Here is a 16844-nt window from a genome sequence, read left to right on the forward strand (position 1 = left end):
GGCACCTGCCTAGACTTGACTGCTGCTGAACCCTCGAATCCTACAGGTTCACTGCACGGAACAACAGGAAGGCACCACCCTCGTGACTCGCGTCGGATCCCCCGTCGACCAGGACGTCCGGACCCCGCGGTGGTGGTCACTCCCCCGCGTCGTCGACCAGCGCGTCGTCGTCGTCGCCTGGGCGTCCTTCATCGTCGAGGTCGTGCTCATCGGCACCGGCGGCCTCGTCCGTCTCACGGCCTCCGGGCTCGGATGCCCGACGTGGCCCACGTGCACGGCGGACTCGCTCGTGTCGACACCCGAGATGGGCGTCCACGGGATCATCGAGTTCGGCAACCGACTGCTCACCTTCGTGCTCGTCGTCGTGGCGATCGCGATGTTCCTCCTGGTCGTCCGGATGCGCCGGACGCGCCCCGAACTGTTCTGGCTCGCGTTCGCCCAGGGCGCAGCGATCCCCGTCCAGGCCGTCATCGGCGGCGTGAGCGTGTGGACGAACCTCAACCCGTTCGTCGTCGGCCTCCACTTCGTCGTCTCGGCCGCGCTCACCTCGGTGACCGCCGCGCTCGTCTACCGCGCGATGCGGGGCCCCCGCACGGCGGAGCGACTCGTCCCCGGGTGGTACACGGGCGTCGTCCGCGGCACGATCGCAGCGGTCGTCGTCACCGTGCTCGTCGGCATCCTCACCACCGGCAGTGGTCCGCACGCCGGGGCTGATGAAGCCGTCGACGGCGGCCGACTCCACCGCACGGGCTTCGACCCCGCGGTCATGGAGCACCTGCACGCCGTCCCCGCCTATGTCCTCTTCGCGCTGACCCTCGTGCTCGTGGTCGGTGCCGTCCGCCTGCGCCTGTCGAGCAAGTGGGCGCTGCTGCTGCTCGTGGTCGAGTTCGTGCAGATCGCCGTCGGTCTCACCCAGGCGCGGACGGGTCTGCCGGTCGGGTTGGTCGGCACGCACATGGTCCTCGCCGGGCTCCTCGTGGGCGCGACGACGGTGCTGACGCTGTCCACGCGGGGCACGGCCGGCCGTCAGGCGATCCGGGAGCGCGTCCGCGCCTGACGCGCGGCGGCGGGGCGACGCGCCGGCTGCGGTGCGCGCTGGGCACGCCCGTTCCGACACCGCACCGGTCGATCGACGCGTGCCGTGTCGCTCCGTGCACACGCATCCGTTGCGTCCGCATGCGCCGACACCGCACCGGTGGATCGACGCGTGCGGTGTCGTCCAGCCCCTGACGGGAGGCGCGGCACACCCCCGCAACGCCGCCGCGCGCCCGATGGCGGGCCGGGTCCAGCGCGTCGGTCGCGTCGTCCGCGGGCCGGCTCCTCGCCGTGGTGGAAGCGTCGGTGGGCACGGCCCTGCGCTGGTCACGCCGAGGTCCGGGACGCGACGCCTGCCCGCGCACGCAACAGCACGCGCACGCAACCAACGACATCGCCGTTGTCGTACGACGTCGATGATGTCGCCACCCCGCGGACGCAATAGCCCGCCCGCGCAACGAACGACTTCCCCGCTGTCGTACGACGTCGACGATGTCGTACCGAGTCGGCCGCGCGCCTGTGCCCGAGAAGCCGCGCCCGCGCGCCCTAGAAGCTGAACACCTGCGGCAGCAGCGGGTCGATCCCCACGGCGATGAACAGCAGCGTCAGGTACGTGATCGAGCTGTGGAACACCCGCATCGGCTGGACGTGCTCCACGTGCTGGATCGCCCGCGAGTACAGCCGGTGCGACTCCACGACGAACCAGATGCCCCCGGCCAACGCCACGACCGTGTAGAGCGGCCCCATGTGTGCGACCGGGATGAGCAGGAGGGAGCAGACGAGCGTCGCCCACGCGTACAGGACGACCTGCAGCCCCACGACCGTCCGGCCACGGACGACCGCGAGCATCGGGACGCTCGCGGCGTCGTAGTCGTCGCGGTACTTCATCGACAGCGGCCAGTAGTGCGGCGGCGTCCAGAGGAAGATCACCATGAACAGGATCACCGGCGCCCAGCTGAGCGACCCGGTGACGCCGGCCCAGCCGATGAGGACGGGCATGCACCCGGCCGACCCGCCCCAGACGATGTTCTGCGGGGTGCGGCGCTTGAGCCAGAGCGTGTAGACGAACACGTAGATGAGGATCGCGACGACGCTGAGCGCCGCGGCGAGCCAGTTCACGAGGAAGCCGAGCACCGCGGTGGAGAGCACGCCGAGGACCCACGAGAAGACCAGGGCCTCACGGTCGGAGAGCTCGCCGGTGACGAGCGGGCGCGCGCTCGTCCGCTTCATCAGGCGGTCGATGTCACGGTCGATGTAGCAGTTGAACGCCGAAGCCGAGCCGGCGGACATCGCGCCGCCGAGCATCGTCCAGAAGACGAGCCAGAGGTCGGGGACCCCGCGCTCGGCGAGGAACATCGTCGGTGCCGTCGTGACGAGCAGCAGCTCCATGACCCGCGGCTTCGTCAGCGAGACGTACGCGCGGACCTTGCGGGACAGCGGCGATCGGGGTCGATCGGTGTCGGGCCGGGTCACGGTGGCAGTCGGCAAGGGAACCTCAGTCTGTTCGCGTCAGCTCGCACACTCGGTGAACGGCTCCGTCGTCGTCGGGGCGTGCGTCGACCCGGAATGTCCACGGGTCCCGATCAGTTTAGGCCATCGAGGCGCCGCGACGATGCCCGCCCCGCCATCCGGACCGAAGTGCCCCGACACCGCGACGAGCGGCGGACGGGCACCGACACGCCCGGCCGGTGTCCGGTCCCCCCGACGTCGAGTGAACAACCGACGTCACCTGAACCCCTTCTGAGTGCATGGTCACTATGCTGGAGTCGCCCTCCCGCAGTGCGCGCCCCGATGACGTCGGCCGCTTTGAGCCGGTCGGCCGCCGCGAGACGGCGACACGACGAACGGCCCCGGGACGGCGATCATGTCCGTGCGATGGCACGAGCCCTCGCACATGTCGCATCAATGAAGGGTCAACATCCAAGTGGCTGAATTCACCTGGGACGCCATCGACCGGAAGGCCGTCGACACGGCCCGCGTACTCGCCGCCGACTCGGTCGAGGCCGCCGGCAACGGTCACCCCGGCACCGCGATGAGCCTCGCTCCGCTCGCCCACCTCCTCTTCCAGAAGGTCATGCGTCGCGACCCGAGCGACTCCACCTGGATCGGCCGCGACCGCTTCATCCTCTCCGCCGGTCACGCCTCGATCCTGCAGTACGTGCAGTTCTACCTGCACGGCTACGGCCTCGAGATCGACGACCTCCAGCACCTCCGCAAGTGGGGCTCGAAGACCCCGGGTCACCCGGAGTACGGCCACACCGACGGCGTCGAGATCACCACCGGCCCGCTCGGCCAGGGCCTCGCCTCCGGCGTCGGCTTCGGCTACGCGCAGCGCTTCGAGCGCGGCCTGTTCGACCCGGAGACCGCCGACGGCGAGTCGCCCTTCGACCACTTCACCTACGTGATCGCCGGTGACGGCGACATGCAGGAAGGCGTGACGAACGAGGCCGCGAGCCTCGCCGGCCGCCAGCAGCTCGGTCGTCTGGTCGTCTTCTACGACTCGAACCAGATCTCGATCGAGGACGACACCGACATCGCCTTCTCCGAGGACGTCGCGGCTCGCTACGAGGCGCTCGGCTGGCACGTCCAGCACGTCGACTGGAAGAAGACCGGCGAGTACTCCGAGGACGTCGAGTCCCTGTACGCCGCCGTCGAAGCCGCCAAGGCCGAGACGACCAAGCCGTCCCTCATCGTCCTCAAGACGATCATCGGCTGGCCGTCGCCGACCAAGCAGAACTCCGGCAAGATCCACGGTTCGGCGCTCGGCGCCGACGAGCTGAAGGGCCTCAAGGAGGTCCTCGGCTTCGACCCCGAGAAGACCTTCGACGTCGACCCCGAGGTGCTCGAGTACACCCGCGGCGCGGTCGCCAAGGGCCAGGAGCAGCACGCCGAGTGGACCAAGACCTTCGACGCGTGGGCCGCGGCCAACCCGGAGAAGAAGACGCTCCTCGACCGGATCAACGCCGGCGAGCTGCCCGAGGGCCTCGAAGAAGCCCTCCCGGTCTTCCCGACCGAGAAGGCCGTCTCGACCCGTGCCGCCTCCGGCAAGGTCATCAACGCCATCGCGCCGCTCATGCCCGAGTTCTGGGGCGGCTCGGCCGACCTCGCCGAGTCGAACCTCACGACGATCGAGGGCGCGAAGTCCTTCGGTCCGGCCGAGGCCTCGACCAAGACGTGGAGCACCGACCCGTACGGCCGCGTGCTGCACTTCGGCATCCGCGAGCACGCGATGGGCTCGATCCTCAACGGCATCGTCCTGCACGGGAACACCCGCCCCTTCGGCGGCACCTTCCTCATCTTCAGCGACTACATGCGCCCGGCGGTCCGTCTCGCCGCGCTCATGAAGGCGCCGGCGATCTACGTGTGGACGCACGACTCCATCGCCCTCGGCGAGGACGGCCCGACGCACCAGCCGATCGAGCAGCTCACCGCCCTCCGCGCGATCCCGGGTCTGGACGTCGTCCGCCCCGCCGACGCCAACGAGGTCGCGTACGCCTGGCTCGAGATGCTCCGTCACAAGGACCGTCCGGCCGGCATCGCGCTGAGCCGCCAGAACCTGCCCGTCTTCGAGCGCGGTGAGGGTGACGCCTCCGGCGAGACGCTCGCCTCGGCGAAGAACGTCGCCAAGGGTGCGTACATCCTGGCCGAGGCGCCGAACGGCACCCCGGACGTGATCCTCATCGGCACCGGTTCCGAGGTCCAGATCGCGGTCGAGGCGCGCGAGCAGCTCAAGGCGGAGGGCATCAACGCCCGCGTCGTGAGCGCCCCGTCGCTCGAGTGGTTCTTCGAGCAGCCCGAGAGCTACCGCGAGCAGGTCCTCCCGAAGGCGGTCACGGCGCGCGTGTCGGTCGAGGCCGGCATCGCCATGAGCTGGCGCGACATCGTCGGCGACAAGGGCCGCAGCGTCTCGATCGAGCACTTCGGTGCCTCGGCCGACTACCAGACGCTGTTCAAGGAGTTCGGCTTCACGACGGAGCACGTCGTGGCCGCCGCCAAGGAATCGATCGCGGCTTCCTGACCCACCGGGGCCGGGTCCGGTTCGCCGGACCCGGCCCTTCTTCCGGGAGGCGCGGCTCGGCCCCGCCACGCGCCTCCCGGTCCCCCACACCACGGCCAGACGGCCGATGAAGGAAAGAAGAGAAACACATGGCTGAGAACACCCCCACCGCCGCCCTCTCCGCGGTCGGCGTGAGCATCTGGCTCGACGACCTCTCGCGCGAACTGCTCGAGACCGGCAAGCTCGAGCAGCTCATCGCCGAGAAGAACGTCGTCGGCGTCACCACGAACCCGACGATCTTCGCCTCGGCCCTCGCCAAGGGCGAGCGCTACGACGCGCAGGTCAAGGAGCTGGCCGCCGCCGACACCGAGCTGACCGACGCGATCTTCGAGATCACCACGCAGGACGTCGCCAACGCGTCGGACCTCTTCAAGCCGATCTACGACGCGACCAAGGGCTTCGACGGCCGCGTGTCGATCGAGGTCGAGCCGGGCCTCGCCCACGAGACCGCGAAGACCATCGAGCAGGCCAAGTTCCTCTTCGAGAAGGTCGGCCGCGAGAACGTCCTCATCAAGATCCCCGCGACGCTCGAGGGCCTCGAGGCCATCACCGAGGTCATCGCCGCCGGCGTCTCGGTCAACGTCACCCTGATCTTCTCGCTCGAGCGCTACCGCGCCGTCATCGACGCCTACCTCGGTGGCCTCGAGAAGGCCAAGGCCGCCGGTCACGACCTCTCGAAGATCCACTCGGTCGCGTCGTTCTTCGTGTCGCGCGTCGACTCCGAGATCGACAAGCGCCTCGACGCCGTCGGCACGGACGAGGCGAAGGCCCTCAAGTCGAAGGCCGGCATCGCCAACGCGCAGCTCGCCTACCAGGTCTGGACCGAGGCGTTCGCCACCGAGCGCGCCCTCGGCCTGCTCGAGTCGGGTGCGAACACGCAGCGCCCGCTCTGGGCCTCGACCGGTGTCAAGGACCCGTCGCTGCCCGACACGCTCTACGTGACCGAGCTCGCCGCCCCGAACACCGTCAACACGATGCCGGGCAAGACCCTCGACGCCACGTTCGACCACGCGGAGATCCACGGCGACGCCATCGCCGGCACCTTCGACGCCGCGCAGGACGTGCTCGACCAGCTCGCCGCGCAGGGCATCGACTACGACGACGTCGTGGCGCTGCTCGAGAAGGAAGGCGTCGACAAGTTCAACGTCTCGTGGGGCGAGCTCGTCGACACCGTCAAGACCGCACTCGAGGGCGCGAAGTAAGTTGACCGTCTCCATCGCCGCCAGCGGTGACGCGGCGCGGGCCATCGACACGGTGGTCCCGCGCCTCGTCACCGACCTGGTGGCCTCGGGCATCACCGCCCAGGACCCCGAACTCTGGGGCCCGGACGCCGAGGCCGAGGCGTCGAACCGCCTCGGGTGGGTGGAGGCCGTCTCGGTCTCCCGTCCGCTCGTCGCCGAGATCATCGCACTCCGCGAGCAGCTCGCCGCCGACGGGGTCGACCACGTCGTCCTCGCCGGCATGGGCGGCTCGTCCCTCGCGCCCGAGGTCATCACCCGGACCGCGGGGGTGCCGCTCACGGTCCTCGACTCGACCGACCCGGCCCAGGTCCGGGCGGCCGTCGAGCACCAGCTGGACCGCACCGTCCTCGTCGTCTCGTCGAAGTCGGGCTCGACCCTCGAGACCGACTCGCAGCGCCGGGTGTACGAGCAGGCCTTCCGTGACGCCGGCATCGATCCGGCGTCGCGCATCGTCGTCGTCACGGACCCGGGCTCCCCGCTCGAGGCCGAGGCGACCGCCGCCGGGTACCGCGTCTTCACCGCCGACCCGACCGTGGGCGGCCGCTACTCCGCGCTGACCGCGTTCGGCCTGGTGCCGTCCGGTCTCGCCGGCGCCGACATCGTCGAACTGCTCGACGAGGCCGACGCCATCTCCGCGCTCCTCGCGGTCGACACCGACGAGAACCCGGGCCTCGTGCTCGGTGCCGTCCTCGGTGGCACCGCGCCGTTGCGCGACAAGATCGGCATCGTCCCGGACGGCACCCACATCGTCGGGTTCGGCGACTGGGTCGAACAGCTGATCGCCGAGTCCACCGGGAAGGACGGCAGCGGCCTCCTCCCCGTCGTGCTCGACGTCGACTCGCCCGAGGTCACGGCCGGTCTGCCGGACCTGCAGGTCATCCGCCTCGTCGGCTCCCGCGAAGAAGAGCGGCACGTCGCCGAGGGCGAGGTCGAGATCACCGGGACGCTCGGCGGACAGCTCCTCACGTGGGAGTACGCCGTCGCCGTCGCCGGGCGGTTGCTCGGCATCAACCCGTTCGACCAGCCCGACGTCGAGGCGGCCAAGGTCGCCGCGCGCGCCCTGCTCGACGACCGACCCGAGCCGACGGAACCCGCCTTCACCGAGGACGGCACCGCCGTCCGCGCGACGGGGGGACTGACGGCCGGGACCACGCTCGCGGAAGCCGTGTCGCGCCTCCTGGACGAAGTGGACGCGACCGGCTACCTGGCTGTGCAGGCCTACGTGGACCGCACCGCGAACCAGGCCCTCGAACCGCTGCGCGACGCCCTGGCGGCGCGCACCGGACGACCCGTCACGTTCGGCTACGGCCCGCGGTTCCTGCACTCGACCGGCCAGTACCACAAGGGTGGTCCGGCCAACGGCGTGTTCCTGCAGATCGTCGCCGACGAACCCGACGACCTCGCCGTCCCCGGCCGGCCGTTCACGTTCGGCCAACTCATCCAGGCCCAGGCCGCCGGTGACGCGAGTGTCCTCGCGCAGCACGGCCGGCCGGTCCTGACCCTCACGACGACGGACGTCGCCGCTGCCACCGCAGCACTGACCGCCGCCGTCTCCACCGACTCGTAAGGAGTTCACCGACTCATGTCACCGGTGGCAATCACCCCGGAGCACAACCCGCTCCGGCTGCCGACGGACCGTCGACTGAACCGGATCGCGGGACCCAGCACCCTCATCATCTTCGGCGTGACGGGCGACCTGTCGCGCAAGAAGCTGATGCCCGCGGTCTACGACCTGGCGAACCGGGGGCTCCTGCCGCCCGGGTTCGCACTGGTCGGGTTCGCTCGGCGTGACTGGGAGAACCAAGACTTCTCCCAGCTCGTGCACGACGCGGTCCAGGAGCACTCCCGCACCCCGTTCGACGAGGACGTCTGGCGTCAGCTCGAACAGGGCATCCGCTTCGTGCAGGGCTCGTTCGACGACCCCGAAGCGTTCCGCGAACTCAAGCGCACCGTCGACGACCTCGACGCGGAGCGCGGCACGCTGGGCAACCACGCGTTCTACCTGTCCATCCCGCCGAAGATGTTCCCGGTCGTCACCGAGCAGCTCAAGCTGTCCGGCCTGACCGAGAAGCACGAGGACTCGTGGAGCCGGGTGGTCGTCGAGAAGCCGTTCGGCTCCGACCTCCGCACCGCGCGCGAGCTGAACGCCATCGTCGAGAGCGTCTTCGCCCCCGACGACGTGTTCCGCATCGACCACTACCTCGGCAAGGAGACCGTCCAGAACCTCCTGACGCTCCGGTTCGCGAACCAGATGTACGAACCCATCTGGAACTCGAACTACGTCGACCACGTGCAGATCACGATGGCCGAGGACATCGGCGTCGCCGGACGTGCCGCGTACTACGACGGCATCGGAGCGGCACGCGACGTCATCCAGAACCACCTGCTGCAGCTCCTCGCGCTCACCGCGATGGAGGAGCCCGTCTCGTTCAAGGCCGCGGACCTCCGTGCCGAGAAGGAGAAGGTGCTCTCTGCAGTCCGGCTCCCCGCGGACCTCGCCACGGCGACGGCGCGCGGGCAGTACGCCGGCGGCTGGCAGGGCGGCGAGAAGGTGCTCGGGTTCCTCGAGGAAGCCGGGATGAACCCGGAGTCCGGCACCGAGACGTTCGCGGCGATCAAGCTCGACATCGCCACGCGTCGCTGGCAGGGCGTCCCGTTCTACCTGCGAGCGGGCAAGCGCCTCGGCCGCCGGGTGACCGAGATCGCGATCGTCTTCAAGCGCGTCCCCGAGGACGTCTATGGCAACACGCAGTCGCCGCTCGGACAGAACGCCCTGGTGATCCGTGTCCAGCCGGACGAGGGCGTCACGCTCCGGTTCGGCTCGAAGGTCCCCGGCGTCGGCACCCAGGTGCGCGACGTGACGATGGACTTCGGCTACGGCCACGCGTTCACCGAGGCGTCCCCCGAGGCGTACGAGCGACTCATCCTCGACGTGCTCCTCGGCGACCCGCCCCTGTTCCCCCGTCACCAAGAGGTGGAACTGTCGTGGAAGATCCTCGACCCGATCGAGGAGTTCTGGGCCACGCAGGGCCAGCCCGAGCAGTACCGTCCCGGCACGTGGGGTCCGGCGTCCGCCGACGCCCTGCTCGCCCGCGACGGCCGGACCTGGAGGCGTCCATGAAGATCGACATGCCGAACACCACGGTCTCGAAGATCCAGAAGAAGCTCGTCCACATCCGTGAAGAGGGCGGCGCCGTCGCCCTCGGACGCGTCCTGACCCTCATCATCTCGACGGCCCTCGGCCACGAGGAAGAGGCGATCGAGGCCGCGAACGAGGCGTCGCGCGAGCACCCGATGCGCGTCATCATCGTGTCGAAGAACGACGGTGACACGAAGTCGCCCGGCCGCCTCGACGCGCAGATCCGCGTGGGCAGCGACGCTGGTGCGAGCGAGGTCATCGTCCTCCGTGCGTACGGCGAGACCGCGACCGACGAGGAGAGCCTCGTCACGGGGCTCCTCCTGCCGGACGCACCCGTCGTGGCCTGGTGGCCGCAGACCGCACCGGAGCAGCCGTCCGCGTCCGCCCTGGGCCGCATCGCCCAGCGCCGCATCACGGACGCCGCCGCGCAGAAGGACCCGAACGGGGCGATCGACGCGCTCGGCGCCTCGTACGTCCCGGGCGACACGGACTTCGCGTGGACCCGCCTCACCCTCTGGCGGAACCAGCTCGCCGCGGCGCTCGACCAGCCGCCGTACGAGCCGGTCATCGGCGTGGAGGTCTCGGGGGCGTACGACAGCCCGTCGACGATCCTGCTCGCCGCCTGGCTCGAGCTGCAGCTCGAGGTCCCGGTCGCCGTCGTCACGTCGCCGCGTGCGACGGGGTCGAGCGGCATCCACGGGGTGAAGCTCGTCCGCGAGTCCGGCACCATCGAGCTCGAACGGTCCCTCGTGGACGTCGCCACGCTCTCGATGCCCGGACAGCCGACGCACGACCTGTCGCTGCCGCGCCGCAACCTGCGCGACTGCCTGGCCGAGGAACTCCGTAGACTCGACCCGGACGTCCTCTTCGGAGACGTCGTCAAGCACGGGGTCCCCCGGCTGCGCGAGTCCATCGCCGGCTGAGCGGGTCCCACACGACCGGGCCCCGGCACACGCCGGGGCCCGGTCGGACCGAAGGCGGTCGGACGACCGCTCGGCCGCCATGAACACGGGAGTCACGTGACCAACGAACGGCGGGTGCTGGTGCACCCGGACAAGCAGGCCCTCGGCGCTTCGGTCGCCGCCCGCTTCATCACGAAGATCATCGACGTGCTCGACGAGCAGGAGCGCGCGGACATCGCCATCAGCGGTGGCTCCGTATCCTCGCTCGTCCTCGCCGCGATCGGTCAGTCGCAGGCGCGCGAGAGCGTCGACTGGTCGAAGGTGCACGTGTGGTGGGTCGACGAGCGCTGGGTGCCGGCCGGCGACGCCGATCGGAACATCACCGGGACGCAGACCGACTTCTTCGACCACGTCGACATCCCGTCGTCGAACATCCACCCTATGGCCGCCTCGGACGCCGGTCTCACGATCGACGAGGCTGCGTCGCAGTACGAGCGCGAACTGCAGGACGCCGCTCCGGACGGCGCCGTCGCCCCGCGGTTCGACATCACCCTGCTCGGCGTCGGCCCCGACGGCCACACCGCGTCGCTCTTCCCCGAGTTCCCGCAGCTCGCCGTGAAGGACCGCGCCGTCCTGTCCGTCGACGACTCCCCCAAGCCGCCGCCGCAGCGCCTGACCGTGACCTTCCCGGTGATCAACGCGTCGCAGCGGGTGTGGGTCATCCTGTCCGGTGCCGAGAAGGCTTCGGTGCTCGGGCTCGCCCTCGCCGGTGCCGCGGTGGACGAGGTCCCCGTCGGTGGCGTGCAGGGTCGCAAGCGCACGGTCTTCTTCGTGGACCAGGACGCGGCCCGTGACGTTCCCGAGAACCTGATCGCGTCGACGTACTAGACGTTCGCACGTCCTGACGGGAGGCGCGGTGCCGGCTGGCACCGCGCCTCCCGTCCGTGTGTGGGGCGCGTGCGCCCGCTCGCCCGAGCGGGCAATATACGTCTCGCTCGGCGTCGCCGCGCGGCCGCTTCCGCCCGCTCGGCGACCCGCCTGCGGCGTGTCCCGCCCGCTCGGCGACGGGCGCGGGCGCCCGCGCGGGCTCCCGCCCGCTCCGCCCGCGCCCGCCCTCCGCGCGCCGAGCGGGCAGTATCCGTCACGCTCGGCGGCGCGGCGCGGCGGCTTCCGCCCGCTCGGCGACGCGCCTGCGGCGTGTCTCGCCCGCTCGGCGAGCGGCGGCGCACGGCCGCCTGCGCCAGCGCGGGCTCCCGCCCGCTCGGCCGGTGGGCGCCCTCCGCGCTCCCCGAGCGGGCAGTATCCGTCACGCTCGGCGGCCCCGGCCGGCGGGTTCCGCCCGCTCGGCGACACGCCTGCGGCGTGTTGCGCCCGCTCGGCGGCGGCGCCGGCGCCGGCGCGCGCCGCGGCGCGGGCGCGGGCGCCGCACGACGAAGGCCCCCGCACCGGAGTGGTGTGGGGGCCTCGTGTCGAACGGGTACTACTTCGCGGTACCGCGGCGCTGCCGGAGCTGCTGCAGGGCGTCCTCGAGGAGCTGCGCTGCCTCTTCCTCGGTACGACGTTCCTTCACGTACGCCAGGTGCGTCTTGTACGGCTCGGTCTTCGCGACGACGGGAGGGTTCTCCTTGTCGCGGCCGGCCGGGAGCCCGCTCGTCGGCGAGTCCACCGTCTCGGGGATCTCTTCGTCGGGGAGGCCGGCGGCGAAGTACCGCACGACCTCGTTGCCGAGGGCGTCCCAGTAGGAGATCGCCACTCGTTCGGCCTGGACCCCGCGGTCCTGCTCCCCCATCGGGCCCGCACCGACGCGCGAACCCCGGATTGCACTGCCTCCGCTAGCCATGGATCAGCTCCCCGCCGTGAACTTGTTGATGAGACCGAGCACGATGATCGACACGATCCAGAGCAGACCGAGGATCACCGTGATGCGGTTGAGGTTGCGCTCGGCGACGCCGGACGCCCCGAGGTTGCTCGTCACGCCGCCGCCGAACATGTCGGAGAGGCCGCCACCGCGGCCCTTGTGCAGCAGGATGAGGAGCGTGAGCAGGAGGCTCGTGATTGCGAGCAGGACCTGCAGCACGACGGAGAGTATCGCCACGACGTACCTTTCGTGTCAGTCAGCCATGCGAGTATACCGGCCCGATCGACCGGACCGGGCCCGCGGGCTGGGCGTGGCTCAGGCCGGCCGTGCGGACACGACCGGCCTGAGCGGTTGGATCAGAGTCCGACGTGCTGGCGGAAGCGCGCGATGGCCGCGAACTCCTGCACGTCGAGCGACGCACCACCGACGAGCGCGCCGTCGACGTCGGGCTCGCGGAGGAAGCCGGCGATGTTGCCCGACTTCACCGACCCGCCGTAGAGCACGCGCGTCGCGGCAGCAGCCTCGTCGCCCCAGGCCGCGGCGATCCCGCGACGGAGCGCCGCGCATTCGTCCTGTGCCTGCTCGGCGGTCGCGGCCTGTCCGGAACCGATCGCCCAGACCGGCTCGTACGCGACGACGATCTCGGACGGCTTCACGGCGTCGAGGACGACCTGGAGCTGCTCCACCGGCACGACCCCGGCGCCGCGCTCCTCGCGCTGCGCACCGGTCTCGCCGACGCAGACCACCGGGACGAGCCCGTGCTTGACGGCGGCCGCGGTCTTGGCGGCCACGACCTCGTCGGTCTCACCGTGCAGCGTGCGCCGCTCGGAGTGCCCGACGATGACGTACTGGGCGTCGAGCGCGGCGAGGAAGGCGCCGGAGACGTCACCCGTGTACGCGCCCGAGTCGAACTGCGACAAGTCCTGCGCGCCGAAGCGGATCGGGAGCTTGTCGGCCGAGATGAGCGTCTGCACGCTGCGGAGGTCGGTGAAGGGCGGGAACACCGCGACCTCGACGTCGTCGAAGTCGTGGCGCGCGTCCTTCAGCGTCCACGCGAGCTTCTGGACCGTGGCGATGGCCTGGAGGTGGTCCAGGTTCATCTTCCAGTTGCCGGCGATCAGCGGCGTACGGCTCATGCGGACCACCCCAGCGCTTCGAGACCGGGGAGCGGCTTGCCCTCGAGGAACTCGAGGCTCGCACCACCACCGGTCGAGATGTGCCCGAACTGGTCGTCCGAGAACCCGAGGGACCGGACCGCGGCGGCCGAGTCGCCGCCACCGACGACCCCGAGGCCGTCGACCTCGGTGAGCGCCTGCGCGACGGTCTTGGTGCCGGCGGCGAAGGCCGGGAACTCGAACACGCCCATCGGGCCGTTCCAGAACACGGTCTTCGATGCGGACACGGCCGACGCGAACCGCGCTGCCGTCTCCGGACCGATGTCGAGCCCGATGCCGTCGGCGCCGAACGACGTCGACTCGATGGCGTCGGCGGCGACCGTCTCGTGCGCGGCGTCGGCCGCGAAGCCGGAGGCCACGACGACGTCGGTCGGCAGGTCGATCGTCACGCCGAGCTCGTCCGCCCGCGAGAGGTAGGACCGGACGGTGTCGAGCTGGTCGGCCTCGAGCAAGGACTTCGCGACCCCGTGGCCCTGGGCCGCGAGGAAGGTGAAGAGCATGCCGCCACCGATGCAGATCGTGTCCACCCGCGGCAGCAGGTGGTCGATCACGCCGAGCTTGTCGCTGACCTTCGAACCGCCGAGCACGACCGTGTACGGCCGCTCCGGCGAGGACGTCAGCCGCTCGAGCACACCCAGCTCGGTCTCGATGAGCGAGCCGGCAGCCGACGGCAGCGCCGACGCGAGCTCGTACACCGAGGCCTGCTTGCGGTGCACGACACCGAAGCCGTCGGAGACGAACGCGTCACCGAGCGCTGCGATGCGGTCCGCGAAGTCGCTGCGCGCGGCGGCGTCCTTCGAGGTCTCCTCCGGGTTGAAGCGGAGGTTCTCGAGCAGCAGGACGTCGCCGTCCTCGAGGTCCTCGGCGGCGGCGGTCGCTTCGTCGCCCACGGTCTCGCCGACGAACGTGACCTCTTTCCCGAGCAGCTCCGAGAGCCGCTGGCCGACGGGGGCGAGCGAGTACTCCGGAGCCGGCGAGCCGTCGGGGCGACCGAGGTGCGAGATCACGATGACCCGTGCGCCGGCGGTGATGAGGGTGTTCAGGGTCGTCAGCGACGCCCGGACGCGGCCGTCGTCCGTGATCGTGCCGTCCTTGAGCGGGACGTTCAGATCGCAGCGGACGACGACCCGCTTGCCGGCGAGGTCGCCGAGGTCCTCGAGGGTGCGGAGAGCCATGCGCTTAGAGTCGCTCGCCCACGTACTCGGTCAGGTCGACGAGGCGGTTCGAGTAGCCCCATTCGTTGTCGTACCACGAGGTGATCTTCACGAGGCCGCCGATGACCTTGGTCAGGCCGGAGTCGTAGATCGAGGAGTGCGGGTCCGTGGTGATGTCGGTCGACACCAGCGGGTCCTCGCTGTAGAGCAGGATGCCCTTGAGGGGGCCTTCCGCTGCTTCCTTGTACGCGGCGTTGATCTCGTCGACCGTGACCTCGGACTTGGTCTCGAGGGTGAGGTCCGTGATCGAGCCGGTCGGGACCGGGACGCGGAGCGCGAAGCCGTCGAGCTTGCCGGCGAGCTCGGGGAGCACGAGGCCGATGGCCTTCGCCGCACCCGTCGAGGTCGGGACGATGTTGAGGGCGGCGGCGCGGGCACGACGCGGGTCCTTGTGGGGGCCGTCCTGCAGGTTCTGGTCGGCGGTGTAGGCGTGCACCGTCGTCATGAGGCCACGCTCGATGCCGAACTTGTCGTGGAACACCTTGGCGAGCGGCGCGAGGCTGTTCGTGGTGCAGGACGCGTTCGAGATGATGTGGTGGTTCGCGGCGTCGTACTGGTCCTCGTTCACGCCGAGCACGATGGTGACGTCGTCACCCGTGGCCGGTGCGGAGATGATGACCTTCTTGGCGCCGGCGTCGATGTGCTTCTGCGCGTCGGCCGCCTTGGTGAAGAAGCCGGTCGACTCGATGACGATGTCGACGCCCAGCTCGCCCCAGGGGAGGTTGGCGGGGTCGCGCTCCGCGAGGACCTTGATCGCCTTGCCGTCGACGACGATGTTGTCGCCGTCGAGCTCGACCGTTGCCGGGAGCTTGCCGGTGATGGAGTCGAACTTCAGCAGGTTCGCGAGCGACGCGTTGTCGGTGAGGTCGTTCACCGCCACGATCTCGAGGTCGCTGCCCTTGGCCAGAGCGGCCCGGAAGAAGTTACGGCCGATGCGGCCGAAGCCGTTGATACCGATCTTGACGGTCAATGGATCTCCTGGTGGGTGTGGAGCGCCCGGAGGGGCGCTGCTTTTCGGAGTCGCCGGCCCTGCGGGCCCGCGTGTGGTGGACGATACGCCCCGTAACGTCGCCGTAACGACCCTAGCAGTCGGACACTGCCAGCCAGCGCCGGATGACGGTCCGTCCGGACGGACGGAAGACGGACGGTTGCAGGACGGGAAGACGGACGGGAGGCGCGGTGCCAGCTGGCACCGCACCTCCCGTCCGTCAGGTCGAACGCCCCGTCTCAGGCCCCTTCGAGCTCCTCGGGAACGCTCGCTTCCGTCCCCGGGATCCCGAGGTCGGACGCACGCTTGTCGGCCATCGCGAGCAGGCGGCGGATGCGGCCGGCGATGGCGTCCTTCGTCATCGGCGGCTCGGCGTGCTGCCCGAGCTCGTCGAGCGACGCGTCGCGGTGCTGCAGGCGCAGCGTGCCGGCGTACTGGAGGTGGTCGGGGACCTCGTCGCCGAGGATCTCGAGCGCCCGCTCGACCCGCGCGCACGCGGCCACGGCGGCCTGCGCGGACCGCCGGAGGTTCGCGTCGTCGAAGTTGACCAGGCGGTTGGCGGTGGCGCGGACCTCGCGGCGCTGGCGCATCTCCTCCCACTCGGCAGTGGTGCGGGCGGCACCCATCACGGTGAGCATCTGGCCGATGGCCTCGCCGTCGCGGATCACCACGCGGTGGACGCCACGGACCTCACGGCCCTTCGCGGCGACCCCGAGGCGGGACGCGGCACCGACGAGCGCCATCGCCGCTTCGTTCCCGGGGCACGTGACCTCGAGCGCGGCGGCACGGCCGGGGTCGGTCAGCGTGCCGGCGGCGAGGAAGGCCCCGCGCCAGATCGCGGCGAGGTCGTCGCGGTTGCCCGTGGTGAGCCGGTTCGGCAGTCCACGCACCGGACGGCGGCGGGCGTCCATCAGGCCGGTCTGGCGGGCGAGGGTCTCCCCCGCCTCGAGCACGCGGACGAGGTACCGGGTGCCGCGACGGGCGGACGCGGACGACCCCACCGACGCCTCGCTCCGCACGCCGTACAGCTCGGCGAGGTCCTTGCGCACACGGTGCACGATGATCCGGGTGTCGAGTTCGACCTCGACCGCGATCCTGCCCGAGATGACGTGCAGGCCACCCGCGAACCGCAGGATGGTCGCGAGTTCGGCAGCGCGGACCGTGTTGCGGTTCACGACGACCCGGGCCAGTTCGTCCTTGACCTCGGCAGTCAACGGCACAGCATCATTCCTAAC

The 16844-nt window shown here is 70.6% G+C and carries 14 protein-coding genes; 7 read left to right on the forward strand and 7 right to left on the reverse strand.

All coding sequences use genetic code 11. The annotated features are described in order from the left end of the window. Positions 1-82: 82 nt before the first annotated feature. Complete coding sequence (locus tag FS825_RS08475; protein WP_144712103.1) at positions 83-1057, forward strand: COX15/CtaA family protein; 975 nt, start codon at positions 83-85, stop codon at positions 1055-1057. Between the two features lie 524 nt (positions 1058-1581). Here the strand turns inward: FS825_RS08475 and FS825_RS08480 are convergent. Beyond that, on the reverse strand, positions 1582-2508 hold the full coding sequence (locus FS825_RS08480) for a heme o synthase (protein WP_144712519.1): 927 nt from the start codon (positions 2506-2508) through the stop codon (positions 1582-1584). Between the two features lie 451 nt (positions 2509-2959). Between FS825_RS08480 and tkt the strand changes: the two genes are divergently transcribed. From tkt to pgl, 6 genes are all read left to right on the forward strand, one after another. After that, positions 2960-5053, forward strand: a complete 2094-nt coding sequence (tkt, locus tag FS825_RS08485) for a transketolase (protein WP_144712104.1) — start codon at positions 2960-2962, stop codon at positions 5051-5053. Positions 5054-5181: 128 nt separating this feature from the next. Continuing rightward, the gene (tal, locus tag FS825_RS08490) at positions 5182-6294 is read left to right on the forward strand and encodes a transaldolase (protein WP_144712105.1); all 1113 of its coding nucleotides are present in this window, start codon (positions 5182-5184) and stop codon (positions 6292-6294) included. Between the two features lies 1 nt (position 6295). Continuing rightward, positions 6296-7900 carry a glucose-6-phosphate isomerase gene (locus FS825_RS08495; RefSeq protein ID WP_144712106.1) on the forward strand — a complete coding sequence of 535 codons (1605 nt, stop codon included), beginning with the start codon at positions 6296-6298 and terminating at the stop codon, positions 7898-7900. A 15-nt stretch (positions 7901-7915) separates the two neighbouring features. Then, positions 7916-9454: a glucose-6-phosphate dehydrogenase gene (gene zwf, locus FS825_RS08500; RefSeq protein WP_144712107.1), complete on the forward strand. Its 1539-nt coding sequence runs from the start codon at positions 7916-7918 to the stop codon at positions 9452-9454. Beyond that, positions 9451-10395 carry a glucose-6-phosphate dehydrogenase assembly protein OpcA gene (locus tag FS825_RS08505; protein ID WP_144712108.1) on the forward strand — a complete coding sequence of 315 codons (945 nt, stop codon included), beginning with the start codon at positions 9451-9453 and terminating at the stop codon, positions 10393-10395. The genes zwf and FS825_RS08505 overlap by 4 nt, the downstream gene beginning before the upstream one ends. A 96-nt stretch (positions 10396-10491) precedes the next feature. Beyond that, the gene (gene pgl, locus FS825_RS08510; protein ID WP_144712109.1) at positions 10492-11262 is read left to right on the forward strand and encodes a 6-phosphogluconolactonase; all 771 of its coding nucleotides are present in this window, start codon (positions 10492-10494) and stop codon (positions 11260-11262) included. Positions 11263-11854: 592 nt separating this feature from the next. Here the strand turns inward: pgl and FS825_RS08515 are convergent. The 6 genes from FS825_RS08515 to whiA all read right to left on the reverse strand — a co-directional run bounded on the left by FS825_RS08515 (position 11855) and on the right by whiA (position 16829). Further along, entirely contained in the window at positions 11855-12214 is a 360-nt protein-coding gene (locus tag FS825_RS08515; RefSeq protein ID WP_144712110.1) for an RNA polymerase-binding protein RbpA, read from the reverse strand. A gap of 3 nt (positions 12215-12217) precedes the next feature. After that, a complete protein-coding gene (secG, locus tag FS825_RS08520) occupies positions 12218-12469 on the reverse strand; it encodes a preprotein translocase subunit SecG (protein WP_056124375.1) in 252 nt (83 codons plus the stop codon). A 119-nt stretch (positions 12470-12588) separates the two neighbouring features. Further along, complete coding sequence (tpiA, locus tag FS825_RS08525) at positions 12589-13368, reverse strand: triose-phosphate isomerase (protein ID WP_144712111.1); 780 nt, start codon at positions 13366-13368, stop codon at positions 12589-12591. After that, complete coding sequence (locus FS825_RS08530; protein WP_144712112.1) at positions 13365-14582, reverse strand: phosphoglycerate kinase; 1218 nt, start codon at positions 14580-14582, stop codon at positions 13365-13367. Before FS825_RS08530 ends, tpiA begins: the two co-directional genes overlap by 4 nt. Before the next feature lie 4 nt (positions 14583-14586). Next, positions 14587-15591: a type I glyceraldehyde-3-phosphate dehydrogenase gene (gene gap / locus FS825_RS08535; protein WP_144712113.1), complete on the reverse strand. Its 1005-nt coding sequence runs from the start codon at positions 15589-15591 to the stop codon at positions 14587-14589. Between the two features lie 257 nt (positions 15592-15848). Next, on the reverse strand, positions 15849-16829 hold the full coding sequence (gene whiA / locus FS825_RS08540; protein WP_144712114.1) for a DNA-binding protein WhiA: 981 nt from the start codon (positions 16827-16829) through the stop codon (positions 15849-15851). Between the last annotated feature and the right edge of the window lie 15 nt (positions 16830-16844).

The sequence above is a fragment of the Curtobacterium pusillum genome, assembly GCF_007680845.1.
In the GTDB taxonomy this organism is placed as follows: Bacteria; Actinomycetota; Actinomycetes; order Actinomycetales; family Microbacteriaceae; genus Curtobacterium; species Curtobacterium pusillum_B.